The organism is Chitinophaga caseinilytica, from assembly GCF_038396765.1.
Classification (GTDB): domain Bacteria; phylum Bacteroidota; class Bacteroidia; order Chitinophagales; family Chitinophagaceae; genus Chitinophaga; species Chitinophaga caseinilytica.
On the sequence record NZ_CP150096.1, the window covers coordinates 4,885,642 to 4,900,952 of the forward strand.

The 15,311-nt window shown below is 57.3% G+C and carries 11 protein-coding genes; 2 read left to right on the top strand and 9 right to left on the bottom strand.

Annotated features, from left to right (window positions below; translation table 11 throughout):
* Positions 1–40: 40 nt before the first annotated feature.
* From WJU22_RS20155 to WJU22_RS20175, 5 genes are all read right to left on the bottom strand, one after another.
* The gene (locus tag WJU22_RS20155) at positions 41–874 is read right to left on the bottom strand and encodes a hypothetical protein (RefSeq protein ID WP_341839970.1); all 834 of its coding nucleotides are present in this window, start codon (positions 872–874) and stop codon (positions 41–43) included.
* A 24-nt stretch (positions 875–898) separates the two neighbouring features.
* A complete protein-coding gene (locus WJU22_RS20160) occupies positions 899–2,443 on the bottom strand; it encodes a RagB/SusD family nutrient uptake outer membrane protein (protein WP_341839971.1) in 1,545 nt (514 codons plus the stop codon).
* A 20-nt stretch (positions 2,444–2,463) separates the two neighbouring features.
* A complete protein-coding gene (locus tag WJU22_RS20165) occupies positions 2,464–5,820 on the bottom strand; it encodes a TonB-dependent receptor (RefSeq protein ID WP_341839972.1) in 3,357 nt (1,118 codons plus the stop codon).
* A 319-nt stretch (positions 5,821–6,139) separates the two neighbouring features.
* Complete coding sequence (locus WJU22_RS20170) at positions 6,140–7,288, bottom strand: FecR domain-containing protein (RefSeq protein ID WP_341839973.1); 1,149 nt, start codon at positions 7,286–7,288, stop codon at positions 6,140–6,142.
* Positions 7,289–7,334: 46 nt separating this feature from the next.
* A complete protein-coding gene (locus WJU22_RS20175; RefSeq protein ID WP_341839974.1) occupies positions 7,335–7,952 on the bottom strand; it encodes an RNA polymerase sigma-70 factor in 618 nt (205 codons plus the stop codon).
* 123 nt (positions 7,953–8,075) lie between these two features.
* Here WJU22_RS20175 and WJU22_RS20180 point away from each other — a divergent pair, with 123 nt between their 5' ends.
* Positions 8,076–9,092, top strand: a complete 1,017-nt coding sequence (locus WJU22_RS20180; protein ID WP_341839975.1) for an LLM class flavin-dependent oxidoreductase — start codon at positions 8,076–8,078, stop codon at positions 9,090–9,092.
* Between the two features lie 64 nt (positions 9,093–9,156).
* The gene (locus WJU22_RS20185; RefSeq protein WP_341839976.1) at positions 9,157–10,059 is read left to right on the top strand and encodes a DUF4349 domain-containing protein; all 903 of its coding nucleotides are present in this window, start codon (positions 9,157–9,159) and stop codon (positions 10,057–10,059) included.
* A 69-nt stretch (positions 10,060–10,128) separates the two neighbouring features.
* On the opposite strand, the gene WJU22_RS20190 is transcribed toward WJU22_RS20185, so the two are convergent.
* The 4 genes from WJU22_RS20190 to WJU22_RS20205 form a co-directional block, all read right to left on the bottom strand.
* Positions 10,129–10,485 carry an OmpA family protein gene (locus WJU22_RS20190; protein ID WP_341839977.1) on the bottom strand — a complete coding sequence of 119 codons (357 nt, stop codon included), beginning with the start codon at positions 10,483–10,485 and terminating at the stop codon, positions 10,129–10,131.
* Entirely contained in the window at positions 10,473–11,843 is a 1,371-nt protein-coding gene (locus WJU22_RS20195; RefSeq protein ID WP_341839978.1) for a hypothetical protein, read from the bottom strand. The genes WJU22_RS20190 and WJU22_RS20195 overlap by 13 nt, the downstream gene beginning before the upstream one ends.
* 154 nt (positions 11,844–11,997) lie before the next feature.
* Positions 11,998–12,999, bottom strand: coding sequence for an AraC family transcriptional regulator (locus WJU22_RS20200; RefSeq protein WP_341839979.1), 1,002 nt, complete (start codon positions 12,997–12,999; stop codon positions 11,998–12,000).
* A 321-nt stretch (positions 13,000–13,320) separates the two neighbouring features.
* The gene (locus tag WJU22_RS20205; RefSeq protein ID WP_341839980.1) at positions 13,321–15,294 is read right to left on the bottom strand and encodes a c-type cytochrome; all 1,974 of its coding nucleotides are present in this window, start codon (positions 15,292–15,294) and stop codon (positions 13,321–13,323) included.
* Between the last annotated feature and the right edge of the window lie 17 nt (positions 15,295–15,311).

Here is a 15,311-nt window from a genome sequence, read left to right on the forward strand (position 1 = left end):
AAAAACCGGGACCGGTATGCCCGGCCCCGGATGGGTTTTATTATTGTTCTTCGAGGAATTGCACATCGTCCATCTGGATGCCGCCGGTGCCGAGGGTACCCCCGCTGCTGCCGGCTTTGATCACAAGATACACCGTTCCGTCTTTATCGAATTTGATGGTGCCGGTATTGGCCCCGTCGCTGGAGCAGCTGAGCGCCGTGAGATTGCCGTCGAACACCACTTTCCCGCAACCGGCCCAGGTGTTGAGCGATACGAGCTTGAAGGCCGCGTAATCTTTGCCCTGTTCGGGTTGTGCGGTGCCGATGATCACTTCGAACCAGGTGTTCGTGGCACCATTTCCCTTCACTTTCCCGGCGAAGGTATATTCCACGTCTTTTTTCACCGTAACGGCCTGGTAAATGGCGCCGTTGGAGTTCCCCGTGTTCGAGAACACCAGTTTTCCGCCGGTGAACTGGATGGCCGTCTGGTCGCCGCCGGTATTGAGGATGGTCCAGTGCGCGTTGGCACCGGTTTCCATGTCGCTGCCCTTGAGGATATTGATCCGGCGGATCCCTTCCATCGTCATTTTTTTGGATGCCGTGGCGGAGCCTCCTTTCCCGAAAGCCCTGAGCGAGATCACGTATTCTCCCGCTTCGGGGAACGTGAGCGTGTCCCGGGACCGGGTGCCGATGGGGTTGGCGGCCACGCCGTTGTACCACAGCCATCGGAACGCACCGGGCGTGGTGCTTTCCACGATGATTTTGTGTGGTTTGTTGGGCATGGGCGTGGCGGTGAAGGAAACCTCGGGCAAAGGCCCCAGTTCCGCATCGCCGGCGTCTGGCGAGCAGGCGGTCATCAACATGGCGGCCGCCGCGATATAGGGTATGAATTTCATGTGGTCATTTTTTGTGGTGAAGGATTATTTCGAGCCGCCCCATTCCTTGTTCTGCTCCATTTTCGTGCTTTGCAGGTCGTTGAACGGGATCGGGAACACGTAGTTCTTCTTTTCGTCGAACCCGCGTGCTTTCAGCACTACTTCGGCCTGTTTGGTCCGCAGCAGGTCGAAGAAGCGATGCCCTTCACCGGCCAGTTCCTTCCTTCTTTCCAGGAAAATATTGTCGATGGTAGCCTCCACGGGCAGCAGTCCTACCCGGCCGCGCACGGCGTTGAGGAGCGCATACGCGCGCGATCCCGCGCCGCCGCCCTGGCCCTGGCGCACGAGGGCTTCGGCTTCCAGGAGATAGGTGTCCGCCAGTCGCATATCGTAAATATTCTGCGGGAAGTTCAGTTCCGGGATACCGCTGGGAACGCGGTTAGACGCGCGCCCGGCAAATTTTTCGAGGAAGTACCCGGTATCGTCGTGCCCCGGGGAATACGATGCCTTCCCCGCTGCCACGAGCGCCTTCAGATCGGCGATGGTATAGGGGAACCGGGGATCGTCTTTCATCACGGCGTACAATTCCTTCGTCACCGTCAAAAAGCTCCAGCCCGACACATAATCCGGCGCATCCGCGGTTTTGGCCGTATAGCTCCTGGGGCCGGTCATGATGTTGAGGACGTTGCCTTCCGTACAAGCCACGCAATCCCAGGTGCCCTGCGAGGTGTTGGTGTACGAAATCTCGAAAATCGATTCTTCGTTGAACTTGAACTGCGGCGTGGATTTGAAGAGGTCGCCGAAGTTGGTGAGGAGCTTGTAACCGTACGTCGGGTTGGCCATGCCGGGAATAGCGTTCACCAGCGCCAGTTCCGTTGCCGCCGCGGCCCATTTCTCCTGGTAGATGTAGACTTTGCCGAGCAGGGCGTGCGCTGCGCCTTTGGTGACGCGCGCTTTTTCATCTCCCGGCGGAATGCGGTCGGGCAGTTGGGCTTCGCCAATGGCTTCTTTCAGGTCTTTTTCGATCTGCGCCCACACTTCCGCCGGCGCGGCCTGTGTGGCTTCGAACATCTGGTTGATTTCGACGGGTTTCACGAACAGGGGAATGTTTTTGAACATCCGCACCAGGTCGAAGTAAAAGTAGGCCCGGAGGAATTTGCACTCCGCCGCGAAACGCGCTTTCTTCGCTTCGTCCATGGGAATGGCGGGCAGTTTTTCGAGGAGTTTGTTGGCGCGGAAAATCCCGGAGAAGCCTTTGCGCCAGAGGTCGTTGTGCGGCCCGATCTCGGGCGTCAGTTCCCAGCGGGTCATCACCTGCAGATCGTTCACATCGCTTGCGCCGCCACCACCGGCAAAATGATCGTCGGAGGCCGCGTTGGCCATGCCCGTACGGGTCACGTATCCCCCGCCCTGCCATCCTACCACGTCGTACACCGCTACCAGGCCTTTGAAGGCTTCCGTTTCGTTTTTATAGAAATTCTGTTCGAGGTCGGTGCCGCGCAATTCGGGCTCCAGCCAGGAATCCGCGCAGGAGCTAACCGTCAAACCGGCCGCCAGCGCGCATATGATGGGAAAATATCTCGATTTCATGTGTGGATCTTCTTTTGCGATTAATAGGTAAAGTTCAGTCCTACCATAAACGTCCGCGCCTGCGGATAAATGCCCCGGTCGATGCTCAGGATGCCGCCGCCGATCTCGGGATCATAGCCGGTATATTTCGTGAAAGTGAGCAGGTTCTCGCTCATCACATGCACCCGCACCCTTTCGAAGCCCGCTTTTTTCACGAGTTGGGAAGGCAGGGTATAACCGAGCTGGAGGATTTTGATGCGGAAGTAATCACCGTCTTCGAGGTAGAATTGCGAACCGCGGGAATAGTTGTCGTTATCGTCGGTGAACGTCATCCGGGGATGGGTGTTCGACGTGCCTTCGCCGTGCCAGCGGTTGAGGGATTTTTGCTGCCAGTTGGCCGTCAGGATATCGAGCCGGCGCAGGCCCTGGAAGATCTGGTTGCCGGCGGCGCCCTGTCCGAAGATTACGAGATCGAAACCCTTGTAAGCGGCGTTGATCGTCATCCCGTACGTCCAGTTGGGCGTGGGGTTGCCGATGTAATCGCGGTCGTCGTCGTTGATCTGTCCGTCTCCGTTGATATCTTTCCATTTGAAATCGCCCGGCTTCGCTTTCGGCTGGATCTTCTGTCCATCTTTATTGACATACGCGTCTATCTCGCTCTGGTTCTGGAAAATGCCCAGGTGCTCGAACATGTAGAACGCGTTGAACGGACGGCCGATTTCGGCGCGGGTGATGTTGCCCATATTCTGGAACGATGCCGAACCGAGGTAAAGGAACTGCCGGTTTTCACCGAGGTAGGTCACCTTGTTCTTCATGTAGCTCACGTTGCCGCTGAGGTTCAGGTTGAGGTCGCCCAGCTCCTGGTTGTACGAAAGTTCCAGTTCCACACCGGCGTTTTCCATGGAGCCGATGTTGGCGTTGGGATCGCTGACCGAGCCCACGTACCAGGGGAGCCTGCGCTGCATGAGGATGTCTTTGGTGTTTTTCTTGAACCAGTCGAACTGTACGTTCAGTTTCTTGAAAAGGTACGCTTCGAACCCGATATTGGTCTGATGGGTTTCTTCCCATTTCAGATCGGGGTTCGCGGGCGCGTTGGGGCTGGAACCTTCCGCGCTGGTTGGCAGGGAACCGATGGTGTAGTTCCGGCCGCTGCCCACGGTGGGGAGATAGGAGAAATCGCCGATGGCGTCGCTGCCCACCACACCGTATCCGCCGCGGAACTTGAGCAGGTCTACCACGTCGTTCTGCGGCCAGAAGGCTTCGCGGCTGGGCACCCATCCGAGCGAGAACGAAGGGAAAATACCGTATTTGTTGTTGGCGCCGAAGCGGGAGGAGCCATCGCGGCGGATGATCCCTTCCAGCATATACCTTTCATCGTAATTGTAATTCAACCGCGCGAAGATGGACGACACAAGGTGATCGATCCCTTCACTACCGTCTGCCCGGCGTTTTTCCTTGGCCACTTTGTAATTGAAGGAAGCCTCATCGAACGTAGTGGCAGGCACATCATCGAAGAAAATCTCCGAGCTCCTTGCGCCGCCTTCCTTGTAAGCGCCCTGGCCAACGAGCACCGTTCCCGTGTGCAGCCCTATTTCGCGGGTATAGGAAAGGGTGTTCTCGATATTCCAGAAAAAGATGTTGTTGATGCCGCGGTTGAAGATCGCGATGGTTTGATTGGTGGACGAATTCAGCAGGAATTTGGGCGTGAACGCTTCATGGCCGTAGAACGCCAGTTTGGAACCTACGGAAGAGCGCGCCTTCAATCCTTTCACCGGTTCCGCTTCGAGGTAGACATTGCCCACGATGTTATGGCTCCAGTTGTAATTGCCGAGGCGGGTGGAAATGTAGGCGAGCGGATTGGTCATTTCCTGGGTAACATCCCTCGAAATGCCGTAGGGCTGGCCCAGGGCGTTCCTGCGGACGAACGGGTGATTATACGGTTCCGCGTTCATCTTCGCCGGGTCGGTTTCCACGACGGGCGTGATGGGATCGAGGTTGATGGCGGAACTGAGGGGGCCACCGAATTCGGAGTTGGTGTTCCCCAACCCCACCGATTTATCGTAGGAATACCCGACGTTCTCCCCGAAAGTAAGCCATGGCGTTACTTTGTAGGTGGAGTTGAGCCGTGCGTTGAAGCGTTTGTAATTGGAGATATCGCTGGCCACGATACCTTCCTGCGAGAGGTAACCGAAAGAAGTGTAGAACGTCGATTTCTCGCTGCCGCCGCTGATGCTGAGCTCATGGTTCTGGCGGACGGCGCTGTTGTTGAAGATGGTCGACTGCCAGTCCGATCCCTTCCCCAGCGCCGCGGGGTCGGCGTATTTCGGCGCGGCGCCGTCGTTCACGTTGGCTTCGTTCACCATCGTGGCGTATTCGCGCGCGTCCATGAGATCGAGTTTGCGGGCGGGCCTCGAAACGCCGTAATAGCCGTTGTAATTGATGAGCAGCTTGCCGGCCTTCCCTTTTTTGGTGGTGATGAGGATGACACCGGCCGCCGCGCGGGCGCCATAGATGGCCTGCGACGCGGCGTCTTTCAGCACCTGGATGGATTCGATGTCGTTTTGATTGAGGAACCCGATCCCGCCGTTATCCACCACCACACCGTCTACCACCCAGAGCGGGTTATTGTTGTTGAACGTCGTAAGGCCGCGGATGCGCACCGTGGCCGCGGAGCCCGGCTGGCCGGAGTTGGAGGCGATGATCACGCCGGAAGTGCGGCCCTGCAGCGCCTGCTCCACGCGGTTGATGGGCATGTTTTCCAGGTCTTTGGCGCGGACAGACGAGATCGCCCCCGTCACCACCGCTTTTTTCTGCGTACCGTATCCCACCACTACCGTTTCCGTCAGGGAAGTTTCGGAAAGGGCCAGCTGCACGTCGAGCGTTCCGCCGCTGGTACCGAGCGTGCGGGGCGTGTACCCTAAAATACTGAAAACCAGTTGCCCGCTTTTGCCCGGCACGCGCAGGCTGTAGCGGCCGCCCGCGTCAGAAGTGGTGCCTACGCTGGTATTGAGGACGCGCACGGTTACCCCGGGCAATGGCGCGCCTTTTTCATCGGTGACGGTCCCGGTCACGGGGAACGTCGTGTCTGCCGCCATAACGGGAACGGTCATGGGACGGATAACGATTTTCTGTCCCTCCACGATGTACCCCACCGGCTGGTTCAGCAACAGCAGGTTCATGGCCTGTTTTACGGGAACGTCCTTAATGTCGATGGTGACTTTGCTGGTGCCGGCGAGCAAACTTTCGTCGTACACGATCGACAGGCCCGACTGGCGCGATATTTCTTTCAACACCTTCTTTAAGGGCGCATTCCGCTCCTTGAGGGTGATCTGCTGAGACAAACCCTTGGCACTGATCTGTAGACAGGCTACCAGCAGGATAAAGGTGGTGAGTTTCATAACAATGCAGAATTTACCGAAGCGTTCCTTCCATGGTCTGTATCCCGGGATAACGTGGAATGCGGGATAAACAGCGCGAACGAGCCGGACAAAGGAAGCTCCGCCGCTAAAGTTAAATTTCATACTTTTGCAGTGTTTGGGAATTACGAGATAAAAGTGCTGTCAGAGGTCTTTTTTTCGGAGCCCGAATATGCCGGAAGTGTTGCGAGCGCTTCCGGCTTTTTTATTGCAAGGCGTCCGTTCGTTTCATGCGGTGGAATGTTTGTTCATAACGTTGCGTTTAGTTTTGGTTTATGTAATTGAATGGTAAATCGTTAGATCACAATACGATGAGGTTCCGGCCTTCCAGGCTGAACTTCGCGCCGTTGGCTTCCAGCATTTTAAGCAGTTCGGACAGGGGCAGGTTGCGGCTGATGCGCCCCCCGATCCGCAGGTCCCCCGGTTTGCCGCGGTACGTTACGTCCACATCGTACCAGCGCGCGGCCTGGCGGAGGATGTCTTCGATATCGGCATTGTCGAACTCGAAGAAGCCCGTTTTCCAGGCAATGACCTGCGGCACGTCTGCCGGCGCCACCGTGATGGTACCCGTTGCGTGCTCCACGCGGGCTTGCTGGCCGGGTTTCAGCTTCACGTCCTTCACCTTCACGGCTCCTTCCACCAACGTAGTGTTCATGGTTTTTTCGTCCGGGTATGCCATCACATCGAACCCCGTTCCCAGCACTTCCACATTGGCGGCGCGGGTGTGCACGATAAACGGCCGCTGCGCGTCGGGGCTCACGTCGAAATACCCCTGCCCCTCCAGCTCCACGATACGCCGGCCGTCATGAAAAGCCGTGGGAAAGCGGAGCCTGGAAGTGGAGTTCAGCCATACGCGGCTGCCATCGGGCAACACGATCTGGAATTGCCCGCCACGGGGCACGGTGAGGGTGTTGTAACCTACGGCCGGTTGGGTACCGTTGCTGTACAGCAATTGGCCGTTCTGCTGGCGAACGAGCGTTTCGCCCTGGCGGATCACCTGGTTGCCGGCACTGTCGAGCGTAACCACGGACCCGTCTGCCAGCGTAAGTTCCGCCTTGTCGGAGCCCGGCGCGATGTCTGCCGGGGAAACAGGGTTTACCTGTACAATGGTTTGCTTTGGAATAGATGGACGGGTAAGGAAGTAGAGCCCCCCGGCGCCGAGGAGCACCAGGATGGCCGCGGCGGCGGCCCAGCGGCTTACGGGCAATCGGCGAACGCGCGTGGCGCGGATACTCTCCAGCAGGCGGGTTTCCATACGCTGGCTGACTGCCGGGTCGATCTCGGGGCGCTCGGCCACCAGTTCCCGGAATTCTCCCTGCATCCGTTGCAGCACCTGGCGGTGCGCGCCCGTTTGCAGGAGCCATTCCATCAGTTCGGTGGCCTCTTCAGGGGTAATATGCCCGTCGAGATATCGTTGCAGCAGTTTTTCGTGGTCCGTGGATGTTGACATATCAGCCGGCACCTTTACGCGGTACCTGCATATAATATCCCGGAAATCACAAAGAGGGTACCCCGTCCGGAAAATAATTTTTCAGATGGAAGGCGATCGCGAGGGAAATGCCGCCGTAACGGAAGATGTAATTGTGGATGAAACGCATGCCCAGCACCATGTGTTTCTTCACCGCGTTGCGGGAAATACCGAGGATTTCGGCGGCTTCGTCGTACGTCCGCCCTTCCTGCCGGCAAAGGCGGAAAACATTGAGCCGCTGGGGCGGCATCTGGTTGAGGGCTTCGTGGAAAAGGCGGTCGTATTCCTTGGATTTGATGAGCTGCTCGGGGTTGCCGGCTTCCGGGGCAATGTTCAGTTGCGCCAGGATCTGTTCCCGCAGGCTGCGGTCTGTAGCCGCCCGCTGGAGGGTCTTGAACGCATGGTTCCGGGCGATGCGGTATAGATACCCTGCGAATGGCAGCTCCGGCTGGATGCGGTCACGGATTTCCCAGACTTTCAGGAATACGTCGTGCACAAGGTCTTCCGCCAGCGAAGGCACCTTGCAATATCGCAGCATAAAAACGTAAAGGGATGGGTGGTACTGATGGTATACGGCTGCAAACGCTTGCTCATCGCCGTTCTTCATCCGTATCAGCAAATCCGTCCCGGATAGGGTGCTATCCATGCCGACTGTAAATTTTGGTTGTCTGGTAGGTTGTAAAGCTAATTAAATTCGGTAAATCGCCAAATCGGTCATAATGCCTACATTTATAGTCCGGATATACCGGATGGATCTAACCGACAGAAGATGAAGCAGATAAAATTGAGTGTACTGGACCAGTCCGTGATCCGGACCGGCAGTAACGTACGGGAAACCTTGCTGGAAACCATGGCTTTGGCGCAGCTGGCCGACAAACTGGGCTATTCGCGCTTCTGGGTGTCTGAACACCACAACATTTCTACCATCGCCGGCTCCACGCCGGAAGTATTGCTGGCCTTTCTTTCCGCGCACACCGAGCACATCCGCTTGGGCTCCGCCGGGGTGATGTTGCCCAACCACAGTTCGCTGAAAGTAGCCGAGAACTTCCGCATGCTCGAAGCCCTCGCGCCAGGGCGCATCGATCTCGGCGTGGGGCGCGCGCCCGGGGGCGACCGCCTTACCGCGCGCATCCTCAATCCGCAGAATACGTTCAGCGATAAGGATTTCGTGCAGCAGATCATGGACTTGCAGCATTTTCTTACAGACAATGCGCCCGAGGGCACGCTGTACGAAAAAGTGAAAGCCATGCCCCAGGCGGAAACGGCGCCGCCCATCTGGCTTCTCACTTCCAGCGGCGGCAGCGGCAGCGTGGCGGCACATTTCGGCACGGCGCTTTCCTTCGCCCATTTCATCAATCCCAGCGGCGGCCCGGAAGTGGTGCATCAGTACCGCGAAGCTTTCCGTCCTTCGGAAACACTTTCCGCCCCCCTCGCCAACTTCGGCATTTTCGCGTTCGCTTCCGAAAACCCCGAAACGGTAGACCGCTGGCAAACGATCATGGATTACCGCATGCTGCAGATTGAGCGGGGCCGCGACGCGCCCTTGCCGCAGTACGAAGAAATCCGCGATCAGGAATACATGCCCGACGAGCAACTGCGCGTGAATTACAACCGCCGCCGCATGGTGTGCGGATCTGCGGAGGAAGTGAAAGCGAAGCTCACCGCGCTTTGCGAACAATACGAAGTGGATGAGGTGGTGATCAGCACCATCGCCGAAAGCCACGAAGAACGATTGGAATCTTTCCGCCTGCTCGCAAAAGCATTCGGGCTGTCGCCCCGCAACTGATTTTAACATTTCGCTAAGGTTACATTTTGCAGGCGTTGCGTATAAAGGGAAAATCCTCCACCTTATGCAACGTCATTCCATGTTGTGGGCAGCCGCGCTGTTGCCCGTACTGACCCTCTATGCCTGCGGGCATAACCTCGAATCGGCCCGCCAGATCGATGGCGAAACGGTATCCGACACCACGTATCCCTCCCCTACCGACGTATCGCTCAACGCCGCCACCATCCCCGAAAAGCGCGTAAAGACGGGAGAAATGCGGCTGCAGGTAGACAACGTCGTGCAAGCCACCGTGCGCATGGAGCAGCTCGTAACCCGCGCCGGCGGCATCGTTGAGCAAAGCGAGATCAGGCAAACCAGCGGCCGGCAAGACGATACCCGGTACAGCAGCGATTCCCTGCGCCGCGTTACCTGGTATGCGCCCGAAGCTACTTTGCGTTTGCGCGTTCCCGTTATGATGATGGATTCCGTCGTGCATGCCATCACCGGCATGGCCGCGTTCGTGGAATTCCGCTCGCTGGCCGATGCCGATCTTTCGCTCCAGCATCTGCAAAACAACCTCCTCAACAACCTCACTCAGCAACCCGGAAGGGCCGTGGAGCACACCAAACCGAACCAGGAGCTCGACGTGCGCCAGTACGAAGACGAAGCCAGGCGCGGCGCCATCGGCCGCACGATCGAAAACCTCGGGATCGACCAGCTGGCGGCATTTTCAACGCTTACCGTCAATCTCCGGCAGCCGGATCTGGCGGTGGTTTCCATCATCCCCGATCCTGAAAAATTCGCGCGCAGCTATTTCATGGCAGATGCTTCGCAGGCGCTGGGCAACGGGCTTTCCGGTTTCCGCGCCGCGCTCATTTTCCTCCTCAACATCTGGCCGCTCCTGCTGGTGGCCGGTATCACGTGGTTCCTTTACCGCAAATGGTTCCCGCGGTTGAAGGTGGCTGCCGCCGAAAAACCACAATCCTGATGCAACGCAAAAAGAAAAAGGCGGTCCCATATTCGGGACCGCCTTTCCATTTGTATACCAGATCAGGATCTATTCTTCAAGTATCCGCACTTCGGTGCGCCGGTTCGCCTGGTGCTCTTCTTCGGTACACTTCACACCGTTCGAGCAACGGTTGACCAGCCGCGATTCGCCGTAACCTTTCCATTCCAGCCGGTTTTGCGCAATCCCTTTCTGCACGAGATATTGCACGGCCGATTCAGCGCGGCGGTCAGACAGGCGCATGTTGTACGCATCGTTGCCGCGACTGTCCGTATGCGATTCCAGCGAAATGCGCATGGTAGGATGTTCCTGCAAAATGATGGCCAGCGAATCCAGCACATGCGTGGCATCCGGGTAGCGGATGGCGTATTTGTCGAAGTCGTAATACAAATCCTTCAGCACGAACACATCGCCTTTTTCGGCGGCGGCGGTGGCGGAGGTGGTGGTGGCGGAGGCGGCGGTGGTGGCGGGATGACGGCGAACGCATAGATATCGTCGCTGCCCTTTCCGCCGGGCCTGTCCGACGCAAAATACCCGTTCAGCGGTTCCGTTTCCACGAAATAAAAATCGTCTCTGCCGGAATTGAACGGCGGATGGAGGTTGCGTGGCGCAGACCAGTTGGTGCCGCTGCCGGTGGTGTTGAAAATATCGAGCCCGCCCATTCCGGCATGCCCTTCGCTGGCGAAAGACAGCGACCCGTCTGGCTGGAAAACGGGGAACATTTCATCGTCGGGCGTATTGATGCCGGGGCCACAGTTCACCGGCGTGCCCCAGCTGCCGTCTGTACCCCGCGGGGAGTACCAGATATCGGTGCCGCCTTGGCCGCCGGGCCGGTCGGATACAAAGTATAAAGTTCGTCCGTCGGGGCTGAGCGCGGCGTGGCCAACGGAAAAATTTTTGGGATCGTTGTAAGGGAACGGCGTGACGGTTTCCCCGGAAACGAGGAACAGTTCCAGCCGCCGGGTTTTCACGCGGAGGGCGCGCCTCCACCCCAGCCTTTCCGTTTCCGGGCGGCCGGGCCGGCTGATGGTCAGGTAAGCCGTATCGCCCCCGTAACACACCGGGCCGGCGTGAAAATTACTGAGGTCGAGCATATGCGCCAGGTTGTCGACGTTCATCTGGCTGGCTTTTTCATCGTTCCAGCGGAAAACGGCGAAATAGGGCAAATGTGTTTGTTTGGATATTTTTTGGTCGAGGCTGTTCAGCCGGTTGAAGTTCGAGGTGTACCAAAGTTGCTGCTGCCGGCGGAAAGCGCCCCAGTCGGAGTAGGTGCTGTTGACCTGGTCTTCATTCCTGACGCGAACGGTTTCCGGGTTGGCGCGCCATAACAGCGCGGAATCGCAGCCGTCCATGCGCACCCGGGCGCGGGCGGCTTCCGGGCCGCTGGCGGGGTAACGGGCGTAAGCCTGGCGGGCGGAGTCGTATCGCTCTTCCGATTTGAAAAGGTCGCCGATGCGGATCCAGAGGCTGTCGGCCGCGGGGTCCCGGGAAATGCAGTTCCGGTACGCGGAGATGGCGGTGGGGGCATCGCCGTTCATTTCGGCGCTGTATCCCAGCCGGTAAAAAACATAAGGTTTGGCCCGCTTGTGGCCCGCGAGTTTCTGGTATACCGGTGCGGCTTTGTCGAACTGCCAGGTCACGAAATAGCGGTCTCCCAACTGTTCGTAAGTGGGTTGTTGCTGTGCCGAGGCAGGAAGGGTTAAAACGGCCCCCAGGCAACCGAGGGCAAAGAAATGCGGCTTTTTACACATCGGATAGTTTTTCATGTAACCTATCATTATAACCCCCATGCCGCAGAATTGTTTGTAAGAAAAGGAGTTACGGGCATAAAAAAAGGGGTTGCCCGGCCGGACAAGCCCCTCGTATAGTGCCCGACTGGCAGGCACCATATTGGTTTTATCATAGGAATATGGTATGACTTTATTGCGCTTTGATGAGGTGCACCGGCCCCACCCGGAAGTATTTCCGGAAGGCGATGCGGAAAGCCGCCAGGGAATCGTAGCCGGTGTCGGCGGCGATCATGGTAAGACTGGCTTTCGTTTTCATCAAAGAATGATAGGCTACGTTCATCCGCAGATCGGTGATGAATTCCCCGACGCTGCGGCCATACCGGGCCAGGAAGCATTCCTCCAGCAGTTTGGCGTCCAGCGAAAAGCGTTCGGCCAGGTTTTCGGGCGTATGCGCCCCGGTGAAGTTCCGGCGGAGGAAGTGATAGCAGGCGGCGGTTTTGAGGCGGTTCTTGGTAGACATTTTGTACGCCCCGGCGCTGAGGTGCATTGTCCGCAGGAAAACGGTCAGGATATTAACGGCCTGCCGGCGGACGAAATACCCGCCCTGGTCGCCAATTTGTTTGCAACAGAGGATTTCCTTCAGCGCACGCTGGCAAACTTCATTGAAAAAGACCGACCGCGTGTTCAGATGCCCTTCTCCCTGCATGATGGCCGGCGTCAGCAGTCCGTTCAGTTCCGGGTATTCATCTATCAATTCCTTCGCCATTTCAGGCCGGAAATTGAGGTGGAAGCTGTCGAACCATTGCCCGGGCTCGAGCGGCACGGTGTTCAGGTAATCGCGGAGGTTGAAGAGGTCCATGCGCTGGTTCCGCAAATCCGCCATCCGGCCATTCCCCATGAGCACGCGCACGTGGCTGCCGAGCATGACATGGAGGATGACGTTCTGGAAAGGCGTTTGGGGGAACAGGATCATGGAGGTTTTGGGCATTACGTGGTGGAACCAGACGGAAAGGGGCCCCAGCGGTATTTCCTGGGTCACGATCTTGCAGTCCGCATCATCCTCGAAATACACACGGGCACTCCATAAAAGGCCCTTCAGCTGATCTTTGGGCAAGCTGGCTACCGGGATAGACTCGGCATGTTCCGGCCTGTCTATCCACAGAATTCTGGTTGGCAATAATGGCATATCCATACCGCATTCATTTTGACGGTTATTCAATACGACGGCTGAATTTGCCCAAAGCCAATTGGAGAAAAATTAAAACGGGGTATTCAATAGCGATAGTTTGTCGCCCGTGAATCGCGATTTCACGGATAAGTCAAGTTGGAGAAACAAGCGTCTGAAGTTTCGCTTTTTGATTCATTATTATAGCATCTAATTATCCTATTAATAATGCAAAAACATACCCCCAGGGGTGTATCGGTCCGAAAATATTTTCTCAAGGTGCTACAAAAAGAAGCGGCGGAAAACCGTGAGGTCTTCCGCCGCTGGTGATATTTCCGGTATGCCGGATTAGTTCAGCGAGTTGATCCAGCTGGCGATGCGGAGGGCATCGGCCTTCGGAACCTGGGGCATCGGCGGCATTTCTGTTGCGTAGCCGGGCCAGTTTTCCGGATTGGGATTGTAGATCAGCTTCACGATCATATCGTTGGTGTATTTTTTACGCGCAATGTCCTTGAAAGCGGGGCCTACCTGTTTTTTGTCTGCGTTGTGGCAGGCGGCGCAGGTGTATTTTGCCAGCAGGGGTTTCACTTCTTCGTAAGTGGCCGCTTTGGCGGCGGGTTTTACGGCAGCGGCTTCACCGGCTTTGGCGGCGCCTTTGGCGGGAGCGGTTTTCGCTTTGGCAGCTTCCGCGGCTTTCGTTTTGGCGGCGGCCGCTTCGGCTTCCTTCACGGAATTGCGGGTGCTCACTCCTGTCATGGCCAGTTTAGCGCCTTCAGGGATGTTATTGAGCGTATAATAGGCGTTGGGATGCACGGTGGAATAGAAATAATCCTTCTCGCGCACGCCTTCCACGGAAATATTATGGATGTAATATTGACGCAGGTTGTCGACGATCAGGCGAACTTTCGTTCCGTCTTCAGACACTTTCACGCCTTTCACTTCGCATTTCTCGTTGTTGACGGTGGGGCTGCCGTATACCGGGTGGTACTTGTAAATAAAGCTTTCCACGGAATAGGCTGCCAGATCGGAAGCTGATTTCGGGTCTACCGGCAGGGTGAACTCGATCTCGAAGCCGTCGGGCATCGCTTTCACGGTCTTCATTTCGAAAGGGATGCGGTTGTTCCACACCAGGCGCTGCAAACCTTCGTTGGCATCGCCGGCGGAGCCCCAGCCGCGGTTGGTTTCGCCTACGAACAGCGAACCGTCGTTCCCCCAGGCCATGCGCAGTACGCCCGACTGGAAGCCTTGTCTGAAATCGAACGCCACGCCCTGGAATTCACCTTTCACTTTCTCCAGTACCACGCGCATGATCTTGCTCTGGCCCTGGTCGCCCACGAGGAGCTGGCCGGCAAACGGGCCGAAGGTATTTTCGGGGATGGGGAGGATTTCGGAGTTGGAGATGCCCAGTACGCCGTGCGGCAGCCAAACGGCCGGCAGTTTGATCTGCGGGATGGCTTTCTTCACTTCGAACAGTGTTTTGAATTTTTCATCCACCACGTTTTCCGGCTTCACCATTCTGCCCTGCTCATTGCGGATCCGGCGTTGGTCTACCTGTTTGTAGAGGTCTTCGTCTTTCAGTTTGATGGGAGAATTCGGCATATCCGACCAGCGGAGGCCTGCGGGGTGCCCCACGAAGTCGCCTTTCCTTACCTGCCAAACGCCACCGGAACCCATCCAATCGCCCTGGTTTTCGGAGTAGAACAATTCGCCGTCGATCATGCCGAGGCCGCAGGGGGAGCGCATACCTGTAGCCCAGGGCTCCATTTGGCTGCCGTCTGCAGAAATATGCATTACCCAACCGCGCCAGGGAACGCGGCTTTCACCGCGCCACCATTCCTCGTTGCCGAACGCTACGTTGCCGGAAACGAAGAAAGAACCGTCAGGCGCGAGTTTCGGCCCGAAGCTGTATTCGTGGTAGTGACCGGAGAGCGGCCAGGCGTATACGGTTTCGTACACGTCTGCCTTACCGTCGTTATTGGTGTCGGAAAGGCGGGTCAGTTCACCGCGCTGTGCGCAGTACAGGTCGCCGTTTTTGTAAGCGAGGCCCAGCACTTCGTGGAGGCCGCTGGCGAATTTCCGGAAATGCGGACGGCGGCTCGTGGGGTTTTCCACGATGTAGATATCGCCGCGGCGGGTGGCCACGCCCAGGTCGCCGTTGGGCAGCACGGTGAGGCCGCCTACTTCGAGCAGGGTCCCTTCCGGTGCGCTCACCTTCAGGATGCGGAAATAGTCTTCTTCTTTCGGCGTTTCCTGTGCAGAGGAAGACAGTTGCGTCATCAGCGGCAGCAGGCACATCGCCGCTTTTTTAAATATATGCTTCATTGCGATGATTCAGTCAT

Bases quoted from the DNA above. Each gene is read 5' to 3' on its own strand.
- WJU22_RS20160 (WP_341839971.1), bottom strand. From the start codon at position 2,443: ATGAAATCGAGATATTTTCCCATCATATGCGCGCTGGCGGCCGGTTTG.
- WJU22_RS20170 (WP_341839973.1), bottom strand. From the start codon at position 7,288: ATGTCAACATCCACGGACCACGAAAAACTGCTGCAACGATATCTCGAC.
- WJU22_RS20200 (WP_341839979.1), bottom strand. From the start codon at position 12,999: ATGGATATGCCATTATTGCCAACCAGAATTCTGTGGATAGACAGGCCG.
- WJU22_RS20180 (WP_341839975.1), top strand. From the start codon at position 8,076: ATGAAGCAGATAAAATTGAGTGTACTGGACCAGTCCGTGATCCGGACC.
- WJU22_RS20205 (WP_341839980.1), bottom strand. From the start codon at position 15,294: ATGAAGCATATATTTAAAAAAGCGGCGATGTGCCTGCTGCCGCTGATG.
- WJU22_RS20155 (WP_341839970.1), bottom strand. From the start codon at position 874: ATGAAATTCATACCCTATATCGCGGCGGCCGCCATGTTGATGACCGCC.
- WJU22_RS20185 (WP_341839976.1), top strand. From the start codon at position 9,157: ATGCAACGTCATTCCATGTTGTGGGCAGCCGCGCTGTTGCCCGTACTG.
- WJU22_RS20195 (WP_341839978.1), bottom strand. From the start codon at position 11,843: ATGAAAAACTATCCGATGTGTAAAAAGCCGCATTTCTTTGCCCTCGGT.
- WJU22_RS20165 (WP_341839972.1), bottom strand. From the start codon at position 5,820: ATGAAACTCACCACCTTTATCCTGCTGGTAGCCTGTCTACAGATCAGT.
- WJU22_RS20175 (WP_341839974.1), bottom strand. From the start codon at position 7,952: ATGGATAGCACCCTATCCGGGACGGATTTGCTGATACGGATGAAGAAC.